General features: G+C 65.0%; 12 protein-coding genes. 1 reads left to right on the top strand and 11 read right to left on the bottom strand.

Annotated features, from left to right (window positions below; genetic code table 11):
• Window positions 1-80: 80 nt before the first annotated feature.
• Window positions 81-2,525 carry a TonB-dependent siderophore receptor gene (locus IAG39_RS04190; protein ID WP_118931404.1) on the top strand — a complete coding sequence of 815 codons (2,445 nt, stop codon included), beginning with the start codon at window positions 81-83 and terminating at the stop codon, window positions 2,523-2,525.
• On the opposite strand, the gene IAG39_RS04185 is transcribed toward IAG39_RS04190, so the two are convergent.
• The 11 genes from IAG39_RS04185 to IAG39_RS04135 all read right to left on the bottom strand — a co-directional run bounded on the left by IAG39_RS04185 (window position 2,522) and on the right by IAG39_RS04135 (window position 16,024).
• Window positions 2,522-3,499 carry a Bug family tripartite tricarboxylate transporter substrate binding protein gene (locus tag IAG39_RS04185; protein ID WP_118931439.1) on the bottom strand — a complete coding sequence of 326 codons (978 nt, stop codon included), beginning with the start codon at window positions 3,497-3,499 and terminating at the stop codon, window positions 2,522-2,524. The two genes, IAG39_RS04190 and IAG39_RS04185, sit on opposite strands and share 4 nt — an antisense overlap.
• Window positions 3,500-3,572: 73 nt before the next feature.
• Window positions 3,573-4,802: a tricarballylate utilization 4Fe-4S protein TcuB gene (gene tcuB / locus IAG39_RS04180; protein WP_118931405.1), complete on the bottom strand. Its 1,230-nt coding sequence runs from the start codon at window positions 4,800-4,802 to the stop codon at window positions 3,573-3,575.
• Complete coding sequence (gene tcuA / locus IAG39_RS04175; protein ID WP_118931406.1) at window positions 4,789-6,204, bottom strand: FAD-dependent tricarballylate dehydrogenase TcuA; 1,416 nt, start codon at window positions 6,202-6,204, stop codon at window positions 4,789-4,791. Before tcuA ends, tcuB begins: the two co-directional genes overlap by 14 nt.
• Before the next feature lie 77 nt (window positions 6,205-6,281).
• On the bottom strand, window positions 6,282-7,208 hold the full coding sequence (locus IAG39_RS04170) for a LysR family transcriptional regulator (RefSeq protein WP_059371274.1): 927 nt from the start codon (window positions 7,206-7,208) through the stop codon (window positions 6,282-6,284).
• 62 nt (window positions 7,209-7,270) lie between these two features.
• Window positions 7,271-8,179 carry a c-type cytochrome gene (locus IAG39_RS04165; RefSeq protein ID WP_118931407.1) on the bottom strand — a complete coding sequence of 303 codons (909 nt, stop codon included), beginning with the start codon at window positions 8,177-8,179 and terminating at the stop codon, window positions 7,271-7,273.
• Window positions 8,172-9,518 (bottom strand): c-type cytochrome, encoded by a 1,347-nt coding sequence (locus tag IAG39_RS04160; protein ID WP_059371272.1) that lies wholly within the window; start codon window positions 9,516-9,518, stop codon window positions 8,172-8,174. Before IAG39_RS04160 ends, IAG39_RS04165 begins: the two co-directional genes overlap by 8 nt.
• 210 nt (window positions 9,519-9,728) lie before the next feature.
• Window positions 9,729-10,427 (bottom strand): glutathione S-transferase N-terminal domain-containing protein, encoded by a 699-nt coding sequence (locus IAG39_RS04155; RefSeq protein ID WP_118931408.1) that lies wholly within the window; start codon window positions 10,425-10,427, stop codon window positions 9,729-9,731.
• Window positions 10,428-10,510: 83 nt separating this feature from the next.
• A complete protein-coding gene (locus IAG39_RS04150) occupies window positions 10,511-11,437 on the bottom strand; it encodes a DUF6708 domain-containing protein (protein WP_118931409.1) in 927 nt (308 codons plus the stop codon).
• Window positions 11,438-11,528: 91 nt separating this feature from the next.
• Complete coding sequence (locus IAG39_RS04145; RefSeq protein WP_124260332.1) at window positions 11,529-12,263, bottom strand: putative type VI secretion system effector; 735 nt, start codon at window positions 12,261-12,263, stop codon at window positions 11,529-11,531.
• An 18-nt stretch (window positions 12,264-12,281) separates the two neighbouring features.
• Window positions 12,282-15,137, bottom strand: a complete 2,856-nt coding sequence (locus IAG39_RS04140; protein ID WP_124260333.1) for a T6SS effector BTH_I2691 family protein — start codon at window positions 15,135-15,137, stop codon at window positions 12,282-12,284.
• Entirely contained in the window at window positions 15,134-16,024 is an 891-nt protein-coding gene (locus IAG39_RS04135) for a DUF4123 domain-containing protein (protein WP_165867758.1), read from the bottom strand. The genes IAG39_RS04140 and IAG39_RS04135 overlap by 4 nt, the downstream gene beginning before the upstream one ends.
• Window positions 16,025-16,093: the final 69 nt, after the last annotated feature.

Here is a 16,093-nt window from a genome sequence, read left to right as displayed (position 1 = left end):
GGCGATGAGGGGATTGAGGTCCGGTATCCGTCATTACCTGTGACGCAACCGAAATCTCCTTTTGCCGGACATCTTGAATCATGAATTTCCCCTTGAGCCGCAGCGCAGCGCTAGTCGCCGTCGCCCTCAGCGCTGGCGCGCTGCCGCAGTCCGCCATTGCGCAGGACGCCGCCCCCGCGCATCAGGCCGCACAGTCCTACGACCTGCCAGCCGCGCCCCTGGCGGACACGCTGAGCCGGATTTCGCTGCATAGCGGCCGCACCATCTCGGCGAACGCCGAACTTGTCGCAGGCAAGCAAGCCGCGCCGGTGCGCGGCTCGCTGAGCGCCGAAGCCGCGGCCCGGCAGGCCTTGGCGGGCACAGGCCTGGAACTCGTCGTCACCCCTGCGGGGGTGCTGAGCGTGCGTCTGCAGCCTCCAGCTGGCGCCGTGACCTCCCTGGAACCGGTCATGGTCACGGCCAGCAGCCTCATCCCGCCCAGCGAAGGCACGGGTTCCTATACCGTACCCGAATCCAACTCCGCCACGCGCATGCGCTTGTCATTGCGCGAAACGCCGCAGTCCGTCACGGTCATCACGCGCCAACAGATGGAAGACCAGGGCATCGTCACCGTTGCCGGCGCGCTGGAGCAAGCGCCAGGCGTCGTCGTCAGCCGCAGCAACTCCGAAGGCTACGCTTTCTATTCCCGCGGCTTCCAGCTGCAGAATTTCCAGTTCGACGGCCTGCCCAGCCTGTCCAGCGACGGCGGTAACGTGCGGGACAACTACAGCATCAGCAGCTCGGTCATCTACGACCGCGTCGAGATCCTCAAGGGCGCCACGGGCCTGGTCAATGGCGCCGGCTATCCTTCGGGCGTCATCAACCTGATCCGCAAGCGGCCCACCCGCGAATTCCAGGGCAGCGTCACCGCCGGCGCCGGGTCCTGGGATCAGTACCGGGGCGAACTGGATCTGGGCGGCTCGCTGGCCGAGAACGGCAGGATCCGCGGCCGGATGATCGCCGCGGTGAACGACAGCGCCAGCTTCATCGAGTACACGAAAACCCGCGAGGACGTGCTCTACGGCATAGTCGAAGCCGACATCACGCCGCGCACCACGGCAACGCTGGGTATCGAATATCAAAAAAACAAGAACGACGCCTCATCCAACATCCACCTGCCCGCGTTCTACTCGGACGGCCGGCAGGCGAGCTTCTCGCGTTCGACCAATCCCGCCGACAAGTGGACTTGGCGCAATCACGAGACCACCCGCTACTTCGCCGACGTCACGCATACCTTCGACAACGACTGGCAACTGAAGCTGGCCGCGGGGCATCGGAATTATTCGTCCAGCGAGCTGATCGCCGGGATGGGCAGTTCATTCATCGACGCGAAGACGCACAGCATCAGCCACAGCCTGGGCCAGGCCAGCCTGTTCGATACGGATTCGCGCGAGAACAGCGTGGACGTGCAGGCCTCCGGCACGTACTCGCTGCTGGGCCGCCGCCATGACCTGGTGTTCGGCTACAACGCCGCGCGCACGCACTCAACGTCGCGACGCGACGACGGCCTGAGCGACACGACCATCAAAGACGCCTTCAACTGGAACAACAATAGCTTCAAGCCCACGGTCTACAAACGTCTGCTCGACCACGATATCGAGGTATCGCAGAAGATCCTCTACGGCGCCACCGTCCTACACCCCACCGACCGATTCGCGCTGATCCTGGGCGGACGGCTGACCGACTACCGCTGGGAACAGAATTCCGTCTTCAGCAGCGGCTTTCGCGGCAACTATGGCACCGATGTGAAGAACAAGTTCATTCCGTATGCCGGCGTCACATTCGATGTGGACGCTTACCACACCGTCTATGCCAGCTACACCGACGTGTTCAAGCCGCAGGCCTTCAACTTCGACGCATCCAATCGCCAGCTGGATCCCATGACGGGCAAGAGCGTGGAAGTGGGAGCCAAGGGCGAATACCTGGACGGCCGCCTGAACGCCAGCGTCGCGTTGTTCCAGCTCAAGCAGGACAACGTCGCCGAACTGGATCCCAGCGGCGCCATGACGCCCACTGGCGGCACCGCCTATATCGCCGTACCCGGCGTAACTACCCGGGGCATCGAACTGGAGGTATCCGGCGAGTTGCTGCCCGGCTGGCAACTGCATGCCGGCTACACCTATAGCCGGTCGCGCGACCGTGCAGGCGAACGCGTCAGCACAACCCAGCCCGAGCAGTTGTTCAAGCTTGCCACCACTTATCGCCTGCCGGGAGACTGGCACCGCCTGACGGTGGGCGGCAACATGCTCTGGCAGGGAAGCACCTATTTCTCGCAGACCGTCAATGGCGCCAACCGCCGCTTCACGCAGGACAGCTACGGCGTTTTCGGCTTGATGGCGGCCTATGACTTCAACAAGGACCTGCGCGTGACGGTGAACCTGAACAACGTGCTGGACAAGACCTACTACTCCGGCATCGGCAACTACAACTCCGTCTACTACGGCGCGCCGCGCAACGTGTTGGCGCAGCTGCGCTACAAGTTCTAGTTGGCCGTGGCGCCCGAATCCTTGACCGCCTTGGCCCAGGCCGCGATCTCGCTCTGGATGAAGGCGCCGAACGCCGCCGTGTTCAGGCTGGAGGCCTGCGCGCCCTCTTCCATCAGGCGTTGCTTGACGGCCGGAGCGGCCAGCGCACCGCTCAGCGCCTGGTTCAGCGTGGCGACCACCGCGTCCGGCGTGCCGGCCGGCGCAACGATGCCGTGCCAGGACACGGCCTGAAAGCCGGGCAGGCCCGATTCCGCCATGGTGGGAATATCCGGCATGGCGGGCGAACGCTGCGGCGAGGTGACCGCCAGCGCGCGCAGCGTGCCGGCCTTCACGTGCGGCAGCACGCCGGGAATGGTGGTGAACATGAAGTCGATCTGCCCGCCGATCAGGTCTGTGATGGCGGGGCTGCCGCCCTTGTAGGGGATGTGCGTGAACTGGAGCTTGGCGGCGCTCTTGAACATCTCGCCGGCCAGATGGCCGGGGGTGCCCGCGCCGGCCGAGCCCATGTTGATCTTGTCGCCCTGCGACCGGATGTAGGACACCAGCTCCTGCACATTGGCGGCTTGCACCTGCTTGCCCACCACCAGTACGTTGGGCACCGTGGCCAGCAGCGTCACGGGCGTGAAGTCCTTCACCGCGTCATAGGAAATCCGCGAATACAAGGACGGATTGATGCCGTGCGTGCTGGCGGTGGCCAAAAGCAGCGTGTAGCCGTCCGGCGCGGACGTGGCCACCTGCTTGGCGGCGATGGTGCCGTTGGCGCCGCCCTTGTTGTCGATGACGATAGTCTGGCCCAAGGTCTTGGCGGCCTCGGCCGCAACGGTGCGTGCCAGGATGTCCGAAGTGCCGCCCGCGGAATGCGGCACCACCAACGTGATCGGCTTCGAGGGGAAAGACTGGGCGTGCGCCGCCGGCAAGGCCGGCAGCAGACAGGCGGCCAGCGCGGCGCGCGCCAGCAAGGAAGTGCGGAACATTGAAGTCTCCTGGATGTTGTCGGTCGCGGCGCCGTCGACGGGCGCCGTCATGGCCGCGCGGCTGCGCGGTGCTTCAATCCGAGCCCAGCTGCAGCTTGTTGGGCTGGCGTTTCTCGATGGCCCATTTCAGCAGCGCGGCCGAACGGTAGATGCCGTGAGCGAACTTGCCGTAAGGCAGCGTCAGGAACAGCGCCATCACCACGCCCAGGTGGATGGCCAGCAGCAGCGCCATCGCGCCGCCGTCGCGGCCGGCCAGCAAGGCCAGGCCCGTTGCGCTGGTCAGGAACAGCAGCGCGATGAAGCCGCGGTCCATGGGCTTTTGCGCCGCGTCGCCCTGCTGCGGATGGCGCTTGAGGTTCAGCCACAGCAAGCCCGCCGGTCCGATCAGCAGGCCGATGCCACCCGCCGTGCCCAGCAGCACCGGCGCGCTCCAGAACGGATACGGCGCCTGCAGGCCCAACGCATAGTGGTACAGCGTGGCCACACTGGTGGCGGCAAAACACAGCATGAAGCCGTAGAAGGTGAAGTGATGGAAGCGCCGGCGCCACAAGGTGAAGGCGTCGTCCGCGTTGTTGCAGCCCTTGCCATGTCCGCCATCCAGATAGCGCAGCCGCAGCGCGTCATGCGCAGCCTCCGCCACCGCAGCGCCTGTGGCCGCTCCCGGGCTGACATTGCGCCAGAAGCGCGTCACGCCCACGCCCAGCGCCAGCATCGCGAAGCCGAACACCACGCCAAACATCAGCGCCAGCGTGTTGTGCGGGAACACCGCGTAGAAGTTGCCGGCCATGGGCTCATGGAACAGGCCGCCCGCCATCAGCACGGCCAGCGTCAGAAACAGCGCCAGGCCCGCAGCGGCAGCCAGCGACACGGTCAGGCCATTGCGCTTATACAGGGCGCCCAGCGCCGCGGGCCAGGCGTAATCGGTGTACGTCTGCATCCGGACGCGGGCCATGGCCTGCGGCACGTTCACCGCGAACTCGTGCGGCGGCGCGTACTGGCAGGCGTGCAGACAGGCGCCGCAGTTGTGGCACAGGTTGGCCAGGTAGTTCAGGTCGGCCTTGCCGAATTCCAGGCGGCGGGTCATGGCGGGAAACACCGCGCAGAATCCTTCGCAATAGCGGCAGGCGTTGCAGATCTGCATGACGCGGGCGACTTCGGTTTCATCGCCCGTCAGCAGATCCGTCTGGAGTTCGGCCTGTTTGGCATGCCAGCGCACGGGCTGCTCTGCCATGACGGATGCTGCCTCGCCGTGCTGCGTGGAAAAGGACTGGGCCTCGCGGGCCAGGGCTTCAAGCTGCTTCATGTCGTGCTTCCGCGTTGTGCCGGGCGCGCGCGGCTGCCGCGGCCCGGGTGCCGGCGATGCGGCCGAAGGCCGTGCCGATGGACATGCCCACCCCGGCCGTATAGCCTTTGCCCAGCACGTTGCCGGCCATCATTTCGCCCGCGACGAACAGGTTGTCGCTAGGCACGTCGTTGAACCGGACCGCGGCGGTGTCGTCCACCTTCAGGCCCAGGTAGGTAAAGGTGATGCCGGGCCGCAAGGCATAGCCATAGAACGGCGCCGTGTCGATGGGCCTCGCCCAGTGCGTCTTGGCCGGCGCCAGGCCCTCGGTATGGCAGTCGTCCAGCGCCGTATGGTCGAACTTGCCGACACGGCAGGCCGCGTTGTAGTCGCTCAGGGTTTGCTCGAAGACCACCGGATCCAGGCCCAGCTTCACGGCCAGTTCGGGCAAGGTGTCGGCCTGCACACCGGGAAACACCGGCGGCATGAAGCGGCCCACGGCCTTGGCGTCGATGATGGAATAGGCGATCTGGCCCGGCTGCATGGCCGTCAGGCGGCCCCAAATGGCATAGCGCTTGGGCCAGAAGTCCTCGCCCTCGTCGTAGAAGCGCCGCGCCTCGCGGTTGACCACCACGCCCAGGGACACGCAATCGATGCGCGTGCAGATGCCGCCGTCGTACAGCGGCGCGCGCGCGTCGATGGCCACGCAATGCGACTGCGACGGATCGCCGATGCTGTCCGCGCCGGCGTCCAGCATGAACTTCAGCAGCACACCCATGTTGTAGCGCGTGCCGCGGATCAGGAAATTGTCGGCCGGCCATTCGCCGCGCTCGTTCTGGCCCCAGGCCTCGCGCAGCCACTCGCGGTTGGACTCGAAGCCGCCGGCCGCCAGCACACAGGCGCGCGCCTCGATGCGCTCATCGCCGATGCGCGCCGCCACGAAACGCCCGCCATCCAGCTCCAGCGAGTCGACCGGCGCGTCGTAGCGGATCCGTACGCCCAGCGCCTCGGCGCTGCGGTAGTAGGCGTTGACCAGGGCCTTGCCGCCGCCCATGAAGAACGCGTTGGTGCGCGCCACGTGCAGCGCGCCCGACAGCGGCGGCTGGAAGTTCACGCCATGGCGGCGCATCCAGTCGCGACAGGTGGAGGACTCGCGGATGACCAGCCGCGCCAGATGCTCGTTGGTCAGCCCGCCCGTCACCTTGAGCAGGTCCTGCCAGTATTCTTCCTCGGGATAGGCCTCGACCAGCACGTCCTGCGGCGCATCGTGCATGCAGCGCAGATTGCGCGTGTGCTGCGAATTGCCGCCGCGCCATTCGCGCGGCGCCGCTTCCAGCAGCAGCACGCTGGCGCCGGCCTCGCGCGCCATCAGGGCCGCGCACAGCGCCGCGTTACCCCCTCCCACCACCAAGACGTCGACCATGCCATCGTTCCTCTTCCAAGGAACGAACTGTAGCGAGCGCGAGCGCCCGCCGATATCAGCCAGCCGTCAACAGGTCTTCATGAATCGTGAAGGGCCACCACCGGCCATTTGCCCTCGCGCGCCAGCCTGCGCGACACATCGGCCAGCACCAGGCGCGCGGCCAGCGCCGCGGGCGACAGCTCGTCCTCGGACAGGCTGGCCAAAAGATTGGGGCGGTACAGGTGCGCGTCGTCGATGCGCGCCATGTGCAGTTGGCCCGGCGCGATCCGCGCCATGGCGGAACTGGGCTGGATGGTGGCCACGTGCCCCAGCTGCACCACGTCCATCAGCACCGGCAGACCGTCCACTTCCACCGCCACCAGCGGCGTGCGGCCCGACTGCTGATACGCGTTGTTGACCAGCGCCCGCAGCCCGTGGCGTCCGCTGGGCAGCACCAGCGGCAAATGCGCGATGGCCTCGATCCGCGTGCTCTCGCCCGCAGGCAAACCCGCCATGTCCGGCCGCGCCAGCAGGAACAGCGGCTCGTCCAGCAAGGGCGTCACGCGCAAGCGGCGCGCGGATTCGGCCTGGAACACGATGGCCAGGTCCAGCATGCGGCCATTGAGCATGTCGCTCAGATGGCCCGACAGCGCCTCGACCAGATGCAGGCGGATGTCGGGATAGCGCTCGTTCATGGCCTGCACGAAGGGCGCGCCGAGGATGGCGGCGGTGGTGGAAGGCAGGCCCACGCTGACGTGGCCCGCCAGCCTGGCCTGCTGCGCCGCGTGCACGGCATCGTCGGCGTGGCGCAGCGCCAGTTGCGCCTGGCGGAAGAACGCCAGGCCCGCATCGGTGGGCTCCACGCCGCTGGCGCTGCGCCGCAGCAGCCGCGTCGACAGCTCGCCCTCCAGCCGGCTGATCTGCTGGCTGAGCGCCGACGTCACCATGCCGATGGACTGGGCGGCGCGGCCGATGCTGCCCGCCTCCACGACGCGGACGAAGTAACGCAGTTGGCGCAGTTCCATGGGCGGCCCCGGCTTTCCGTAAGGGATGACAGGGCCGATTGTAGAGGCTGGGCCGCAACGCTTCAGTAGCGCGCGTCCTTCGGCTTCTTGCCCTGCGGCCAGTCCTTGTCCTTGCCGGCGAAGTCGGGGCGCGGCATGTGCGTGAAGTACTCTGCCACGTCCACCGCATCCTGGTCGGACAGCACGCCGCCTTCGCCCCAGCTGCCATGCGTATTCACGCCCATCGGCATGCTGTTGCGGATGAAGGCAGCCGCCTTGTAGGTGCGCGCCAGGCCCGCGCCGATGTTGAAGGACTCTTCGCCCCACAGGGGCGGGAACGCAATGTCGCCGGAACGGTCGCGCTTGCCTTCGCCGTTGGCGCCGTGGCAAGACGCGCATTGGGCCGCGTACAGGCTCTTGCCGCGCACCGGGTCGGGCACCAGCTTGGTGTCTATCGGCCAGGCGTTCTCGATCTGCACCTTTGCGCCGTGCGGCACATCCTGGGCCAGCCACTTCATGTAGGCGATCATGGCCTTCATCTCGGCCGAGTCCTTTTCCAGCGGCTTGCCGTTCATCGAACGCATGAAGCAGCCGTTGATGCGGTCCTCCAGCGTCACCACCCGGTTGGCGCGCGGATTGAACTGCGGGAACGAATTGACCGTGTTGATGTAAGGCGCGCCCAGGGGCTTCTTGCCGCCCTGCACATGGCAGCTGTTGCAGTTCAGGCTGGCGCCCGTGTTCTGCGGCAACAGCCGGCGCGTCTCGGTCAGCAGGCGCTTGCCGTAGTTGATCTGCTCGGCGTTGGGCTGCGCGGCGATCTGGGTGTCGGGCGGGATGGTGTAGTCCGGCAGTCGCTTGCCGTCCTTGTCGAGCACCGGAAAGGTACTGCGCGCGCCTGGTGCCGCGGCCTCGGGTTCGGCCGTGGCGGCCGTCCAGCCGCCCACGGCGACCGCTGCCGCCAGCAGGGCGGCGATCCTGATGTGCTTACTCATGCTTGCCTCCGCCGATGTTCGGCTTCTTGCTGGCCAGGAATTCGCGGATATGCGCGACATCCTTCTCGCCGATCGCGGGCGCCTGGTTGGTCCAACCGGTGCGGATGAAATTGATCACGTCCGTGATATCGCGGTCGCTCAGATGCTTGAAGCCCGGCATCGCGAACGTCATGGCGTCCATGTCGTTGGACGGCATTCTGCCGCCCTCCAGCGTGATCTGGATGATGGATTGCGGGTTCTGCGCGAACACCGCCGAATTGCCGGCCAGCGCCGGGAAGATGCGCGGCATGCCCTGCCCGTCGGCGCGATGGCACACGACGCATTGCTCCATGTAGATGACCGCGCCGCGCGAGTCGTAGCGGCCGTCGCGCAGGGACGCGGTGGTGCCGTCGGCCTTGGGCGGGAAGGCGGCGAGCTTGCCGCCGGCCGCGGGCAATTGCTTCAGGTAGGCCGCGATGCTGGCGAGGTCGCCATCAGTGAAATGGCGGGTGCTGTGCTCGACCACATCGGCCATCGCGCCGAATGCCGCCACCTTGTCGGTGCGGCCGGTCTTCAGGAACAGCTCGATGTCCTGCGCGCTCCAAGATTGCAGGCCCTGGGCCTCGCCGCGCAGGCTCTTGGCGCGCCAGCCGTCGATCACGGCGCCCGACAGGAAGGCGTCGCCGTCCGCCAGGGACAGCGCCTGCTCCTGGTAGGCCAGGCCGCGCGGCGTGTGGCAGGCGCCGCAATGGCCGGGGCCTTCGACCAGATAGGCGCCGCGCACCAGCCTTTCATCGGCGCCGGCCGGGGCCGCGAACTCGCGCTTGCCCGCGAACAGCAGTTGCCACCAGGCCATGGGCCAACGCATGTTCAGCGGCCACGGAATCGTGGAATCCGCGCTAGGTTGGTTGACCGGTTCGACCTGCGACATGAAGTAGGCGTAGAGCGCCTGGACGTCCGCGTCCGGCATGATGGCGTACGAGGGATACGGCATGGCCGGATACAGGGGCGTGCCGTCCTTGCGGATGCCGTGCTGCACCGCGTTCTTGAAATCCGCGTAGCTATAGCCGCCGATGCCCGTCTGCTTGTCGGGCGTGATGTTCGACGAATAGATGGTGCCCACCGGCGTCTGCATCGCCAGGCCGCCCGCGAAGGGCTTGCCATTGGGCACGCTGTGACAGGCCACGCAATCGCCCGTGCGCGCAATGTAGGCGCCGGCTTCGGCCAGCCGCCTGTCGTTGATGTCGACGGACGCCGCCACGTCGGCCTTGCGATTTGCCGTCAGCAGCTGCGCGCCGCCGATGGCCAGGCCCGCAGCCGCCAGCAGACCCACCGCGACCTTGATCCCGATCCTCTTCATTACTGCCCTCCGTTGCACGCTGGGCAGCATGCACGTCGGGGTGTTCGTACGGCCTGTCCAGCTTATGGAGGAAGCTTACGCCTTTCAGTAATAAGTTAATGACCGAAAAGCATATAACTTGCGGGCTTGTTTGATTTGCCGCAAGCCCGCCGGCTGCGGGCTTGCCGAGGCCCGCAGCCGCCCTGACGGCGGCCGCGCGGCCTGCATCGCCTACGCCGGTATCGTCAGGCCCCGGGCCACCGCCGGACGGGCCACGAAGGCTTCCAGCACCCGGGCGACATTCTTGAAGCGCGAGAACTCCACCAGGTCGCCCGCGCCGTAGAAACCCACCAGGTTGCGCACCCAGGGCAGGATAGCGATGTCGGCGATGGTGTACTCGTCGCCCATCACCCAGTCGCGGCCTTCCAGGCGCTGGTCCAGCACGTTCAAGAGGCGCTTGGACTCCTCCGCGTAGCGGTCGCGCGGACGCTTGTCTTCGTAGTCCTTGCCCGCAAACTTGTGGAAGAAGCCCAGCTGGCCGAACATCGGGCCGATGCCGCCCATCTGGAACATGACCCATTGCAGCGTCTCGTAGCGCCCCGCCGTGTCCGCCGGCAGGAACTTGCCCGCCTTGCTGGCCAGGTAGATCAGGATGGCGCCGGACTCGAACAGGCCCAGCGGCTTACCTTCGGGGCCGTTGGGATCGAGGATGGCCGGGATCTTGTTGTTCGGGCTGAGCGACAGGAATTCGGGCGAAAACTGGTCTTTGGCGTCGAAGCTGACCCGGTGGACCTCGTAGGGCAGCCCGGTTTCCTCCAGCAGGATCGACACCTTCACGCCGTTGGGCGTGGGCAGCGAATACAACTGGATGCGGTCGGGGTGCCGGGCGGGCCACTTCTTGGTGATGGGAAAGGCGCTGAGGTCGGTCATGCGGGGGGCTCCAGGGGGAGGGGCGGAAAGGTCGGGGTAATCCTAGCGCAAATCCGGGCGGCCGCGCCGCCCGATGAAATCCCCTAGCGCGAGTACGCGGGATTCGTCGAGGCATCTTGCACATACTCGTCCTCCGGCTCTGGCTGCAGCGTGGCCTCGATTTCCGGCGGAAACGTCGGCACCTTGCTGGTGTGCATCACCGCCCAGCGCATGATGGCGTGTAGAAAATTGAACGGCATCATCAGCAGGGACAGGATGCCAGGACCTTGCGCATCCTCGGCAAAGGCGCGCTGCCTGGATAGGGCGAAGGTCTCCGGCTTGCCGTCGGCCGGCACGCAATGCAAGACCGCGTCCTGCACGGCTTGCGGCCCGTCCTCCATGTAGCGGCGCAGAAACTCCCAATGGGAATAGGCATCTTCGGCCCGGTACGTGACCGAGCTGAACGCGAATGTCTCCCTGACCGTCACGCCATCCGCGTCCAGGATCAGGCCGCGGACATCCCAGGTCCGGTGCTGAAACCCGTCGACCCCTCCTCCAAGCGTGAAGTAGAGCTTGTTCCACTTCGCCGTCAGCACCGTTCCGTCCAGCCGGAACACGTGTACCAGCTTGTGCTTGCGGTCCAAGGCGATGGGATAGTAGGTCCACCGGAACATCTCCTTGCCCGCGACCCATGCGCCCGCCGCCGCCAACGCAGCGCCCATCGCCATGCTGATGAAAGCCGCCGTCCAAAGCCCGTTCTCATTGGGCAGCCCGTCCACCAGGGCCCAAGCCAACTCCCGGATCATGCCCACGCCGAAGGCCACGCCGACAAGCCCCATCAGCGCCAGCATGCCCCGGTAGGCGTACCAGCGGTCCACCAAGACCAGGCCGTTGGAGTTCATCCTCACCACGCAGGAATCGGCCGCCAGCGGCACGTCCAGCCGTTTCTTCTGCTGCAAGCGGTGTTCGCGGTCGAAGTCCCCAAGCGGCCGGTCGTTGGGGAATTTGCGCATCAACCCCGTGTAATCCATTCAACGCTCCAGAACTCGCCGGCTCGGTTGCGGCGCGACCGGTATCAGCCCGTGGATAGGCCTGCGCAATTTCTTCAGGGCATTTCCCTCGTCAGTATCTGAAATAGCGCAGGCCGTAGTCCTTGCCATCGCCCTGCCGCCGCTTTGTTTTGGATATTGCGCGCAGATTGATCCCAGTGGGATTGCTCCAACCGAATCCCTTGAAGATCATTTCCGCGACATGCGCGAAGCCTTCCGTCTTGCGCCCCGCCCGCCAGGCCAGGAAGCCGAACACGACGAGCAAGGCCGGCAACAGGTACATGGCATAAATGCCATAGGCCTCAAGCTGCCCCGCGATGCTGAACTTGCCTTTGAACAAGGCAAACACCGCATCCAGGCACATCATGAATCCAAAAATCACCGCGACGATGATGCCCCAGAACCGGAACGTGGACAGATAGTGGGATCTGCGCCCTTCAAAGCAGTGGGGATACACCGCCACCAAGGAATCCGATTCGCGCCTGACGCCATAGGCGCTCCAGGCGCCCTCGCCACGTTCGGCGACCAGCTCCACGTCGTCCCCTTCTTGAAAGGGGAAGCGCCAGAACCAACCCTGAACGGGTTCGCCGTTCAGTGAAAACTCCACGAAGTCGGCGCTCTCCGAACTATCGATCGAGGCAATCGCGATACCCGCCCCTCCCATGCCTGCCAGCGCGGCGGATACCGCGGACGCTCCGACGTCACCGCCAATCTGGCTCAGGACAAAGTCCCGATTACGACGGGACTTCTTCAGCTCCGTGATCTTTCCAGAGATCTTTCGGACATTTCCATTGAGCTCATTGGTCATTCCATTCCTCACATCAAATCACGTCACATCAGCAAGAGCAGCGACGAAGCCTTCCTCCTGCTTCTTCGGTTCGTCCTGAGGTTTGCCGAAAGTACGACGGCCAAACGCGCTGGTTTCACACCACTCTTCCAGTGCATTCGGCGTGAAGTACCAGACCAGCAGCTGAATACCCACCAACACTATCGCGATCTCCCAGCCCACCAGGATACCAAGCACACGAGCGAATGAAGCTATCGCCATCCGCGACGCAACCACATCCACAGCCACCACCATCACATTCATACCTGCGCGCCGTCCCACGATCTTCAGCAACGAGGCAGAAGTCGATATTGCCGTGATCACCGCGGCCCCGCCTGCGACAAAGCCTATGGCCGACTTGATGCCGACCAGCACCATTAGCGTGTACTGCTTCTTTTCCCTGCGCTCCATGGCTTCGTTGAAATCTATGGATGCACCGATAAAACTCGCGCCGGCGCCCAACATCCCCCCGACCAATTTCCATTTCTGGAATCCGTATGCTTTTTTCCCCGCCAATTGATACGGCACGATAGCGATATCAATCACGGCGGCGCTCAAGGTGGCCGTAGACGCGACCAGCTTTGCATAGGTCGTAGCCGTCTTGTCGGTCGCCGAAATGAGCTTCTTGAAGTTCCAAATTTCAATCAATCCCACCACCACCGTAATGCGCATGGTGGTAGCCCCGTTGCGCCCAGTAGCCGGCCGCATCTTGCCCCACATGTCCCGCAGCACTTTGTGGCTGGGTTCCTTGGCGATGGCCTCGTTGGCTTCCAGGAAAGTGCGCGCAGTCCGCAATCGCTGTAGCGCGACCTGACGCGCCACGCCTTCGGACCGGGCCTGTTCTCTCACCAGCGCCAAGGCGTCGGCGTCGCTGATGCCCGTGGACAACAAAAAGAGATTCTGGACGATCTTCTCACCGACGAAATCGCTTACGCGGTTCAGCTGCAACCAGCGGAAAGCCGTATCGCCCACCGTCATCATCAGCTTGTCGATGCCGGCATTTTTCAAAGCGCGCGGCAATGGCCCCAGCTTTTCCACCTTGCTTTCACCAACCAGGGACACCGCCCTCTTGTAATACCCCGAGAAGGTTTTCAGGTTGCTGAGCACTCGTTCGACGACACCGAGACCCGTAGGCAATGGCGTTTCCTTGCCCTTCACGGCTTCATCGAGGGCGCTCGTCACCGCAGGCTTGAGCTGCTTCTGGTTTGCGGCGATTGCGCGCCAGAACAGGGACTTCCTGTCCCCTGCGTCACGCCGTTCTTCCACCAAGGTTTTGAGATACTGGGCTCCCGCCGCGCTGGATCCGATGCCTTCGATCAGGTCGCCGACCACTTCAATGAACTCGTGGCCGTCATCCTCGACTTCCTCGCTATAGTCCTCCAGCGTATCGAACAGAAGGCCCCATTCCAGCCATTTGATGAGTTCCACTGTCCTGGTATTTGCCAGCGTAGTCGCCATCTCCTGGAACTTCTCGTAGTTGCTCTTGAAGCGATTCAGCTTGTCCCAATCGACATTGTCGGTGTAGCGATCCCAGGCATGCGCGACCTGGTCCTTGCGGTAATTCTCCAGATTCCGAGCGCGCGTCTCGTCCGCCTGCACGATCTCCGCGTCATAGGCGTTGAAATCCGCCTCTGCCTGCGCCCTATTGGCCGCCGGGACATACTGGTCCAGCAGCACGCGACGGCGGCTGTGGTACTCGGCGTCCGTTATCACGCCATTGGACCGCTCGTTCTCCAGCCCGGCGAATGCCTGCTTGCCCTTCATGTCCGGCACGTGCTGACTGATGACCTGGTTGCGGCGCATCACCTCGTAGTGCCGGTTGCCGCCCCGCTGCCCCAGTTGCACGGCCTCGGCCGTGCGCCTTGCGGCGTCGTCGGCCTTATTCTCCAGCGCCGCCTTGGCGCCTTCGATGTTGCTGGCCGCGGTAATCTGCAACGCGCGTTCCTCGCCATACCGCGCCATCGCGCCCAGCGCGTCATTGCAGTATCCGTTGAGCTCGTCGGCGATGCCGATGGCGTCCCACAGCGCCAAGCTCATCGGCCAATAGCTGACGCCCATCGTGGGATCGCCGCATTTATCCAGCATCTGCGCCAGCAAAAGCTCAAGCGTCTTATCCACAAGGCCGCCGAGCGGCCGGTTGCGCGGATACCAGGGCGTCTTCGTGAATTGCTCTTTCAGCGTTGTTTCGTCGAAAGACCCGTCGACATTGCTCAACTTGCGCTGGCGATCGAGGCCGGTGTACGGAAGCCAGGGCGGCTCGCCCGTCAATCCGCTGAACTGGTGGTCGCCGTATTCCAGGATCTTCTTGAAGTTCGACTCGACGGCCAGTATGGATTGGTGATTCTTGGCCTCGCAGCGGCCCTGCGCCCAGACGGCGGGCTCGATCGCCTGCATCCGCGATGCGCGGTGCTCCTGCTTTTCATAGCGAGCGCGGGTCTGCGGGCTCCATTTATGTTCGCTATAGGCCAGCCACACCTTGCCGCACTGTTCCGGCTTCTCTATGACGATGTAATGCATACGCAGCCCATTGTGCCCCTGGTTCGCGCATTTCATCGCGGGCTGCAACCGGGCGCTGTCCGCGTCGTCGCAACGCCAGAGCATGCCGTCGGCCGTCACGGAATAGACTTCCCAGTAGTTGGCGCCCTGCGGGCCTTTCTCGTAGAACAGGTAGAGAAAGCCCATGCGCAGCGTGCGGGTCACGTACTTGTACTGTTCGCTGTCCAGCGGCACATCCTTCACGCGTTCGCCACTTACGCCGTCCAGCGCATGCGCCGGAAACCCCGCCGGCACCACGGCGTAACGCGTCGGCAGTATCGGCAGGCCGCCTGCCTTGCACACATTGCAAGCCGTACTCATTCTTCTTCCCTAACTTGGTGATGCGCCGGGCGCGACTGCCGGCAATCGCGGGCGATCGCCGTCCAGTCCGCCTCGGTCAAATCCATGACGAGCCTGGCAAAGCCGACATCCGGCTCGCGGGCATCCAGTAGCGCGGCCAGCCTGGGATGCTGATCGAATGCAGGGTGCGCCGTAAGCGCGCGGATGGCCATGGCCTCCCAGTCGCGCGGATCCAGCAATCCCCTGGCCGCCCCGCGCCGCACGCATGCCGCCGCCTGCGCCAATGTTTCGTCTGAAATGGCCGCAGCCTGTCCAGCCACCACGCGCCACGCGCGGTTGATGGCGGCAGAGGTCTCAATGCGGCTCCATTGGTCTGAGTCGAACTGAAGCGGACCGATATCCCGAAGGCCGGGCACCGGCTCAGCGCCATTGCCATAGCTTGCCAGGCGCGCCCACCGGTCGACCGTCACCCACAGGTGCATCGGCCCCAGCAATGCCTGGCGCTGCCCTGGAGTCGCCAGGTTCCATACCAGATCCAGCACAGCGGGATCCTGCAAGCGCAACAGGGAGCGGCCTCCGTCCGGCCGCGATTGCAGCATGGCCCGGCCCAGGTGGTGCGCCAAGGCCGCAGCATCCGTTGCGCCAAACATCCAGCCGCCGATGCGGCGCCCCAGGCCCAGCCGCAGGGATTCCGGCGTCCAATCCCGGATCGCCATGCCTGCCGCCACCCGGCTGATATCGGCGTCGCAGGCGCGCGCCAGATCCAGCGAGACGAGCCGAGGCCAAGCCTTGGAATCGACATTCCGATGCGCAAGCCGGACCGAAGTGGTCCGCGCATCGAGTTCATCGGCCAGGCCCAGCCATTCGGAATCTTCCTCAGGCGGCCGCAACAGCGGATCAAGCAGCAAGCAGCAGCGCGACTCCCCATGGGACGCCGCCAGCCGTTGCAGCGCCTCTCCCAGTTGAATGTCCGATGT

The sequence above is a fragment of the Achromobacter xylosoxidans genome (assembly GCF_014490035.1).
In the GTDB taxonomy this organism is placed as follows: domain Bacteria; phylum Pseudomonadota; class Gammaproteobacteria; order Burkholderiales; family Burkholderiaceae_B; genus Achromobacter; species Achromobacter bronchisepticus_A.
Note: the sequence above shows the minus strand (reverse complement) of the source record. Positions and strands in the feature narration are given on the sequence as shown.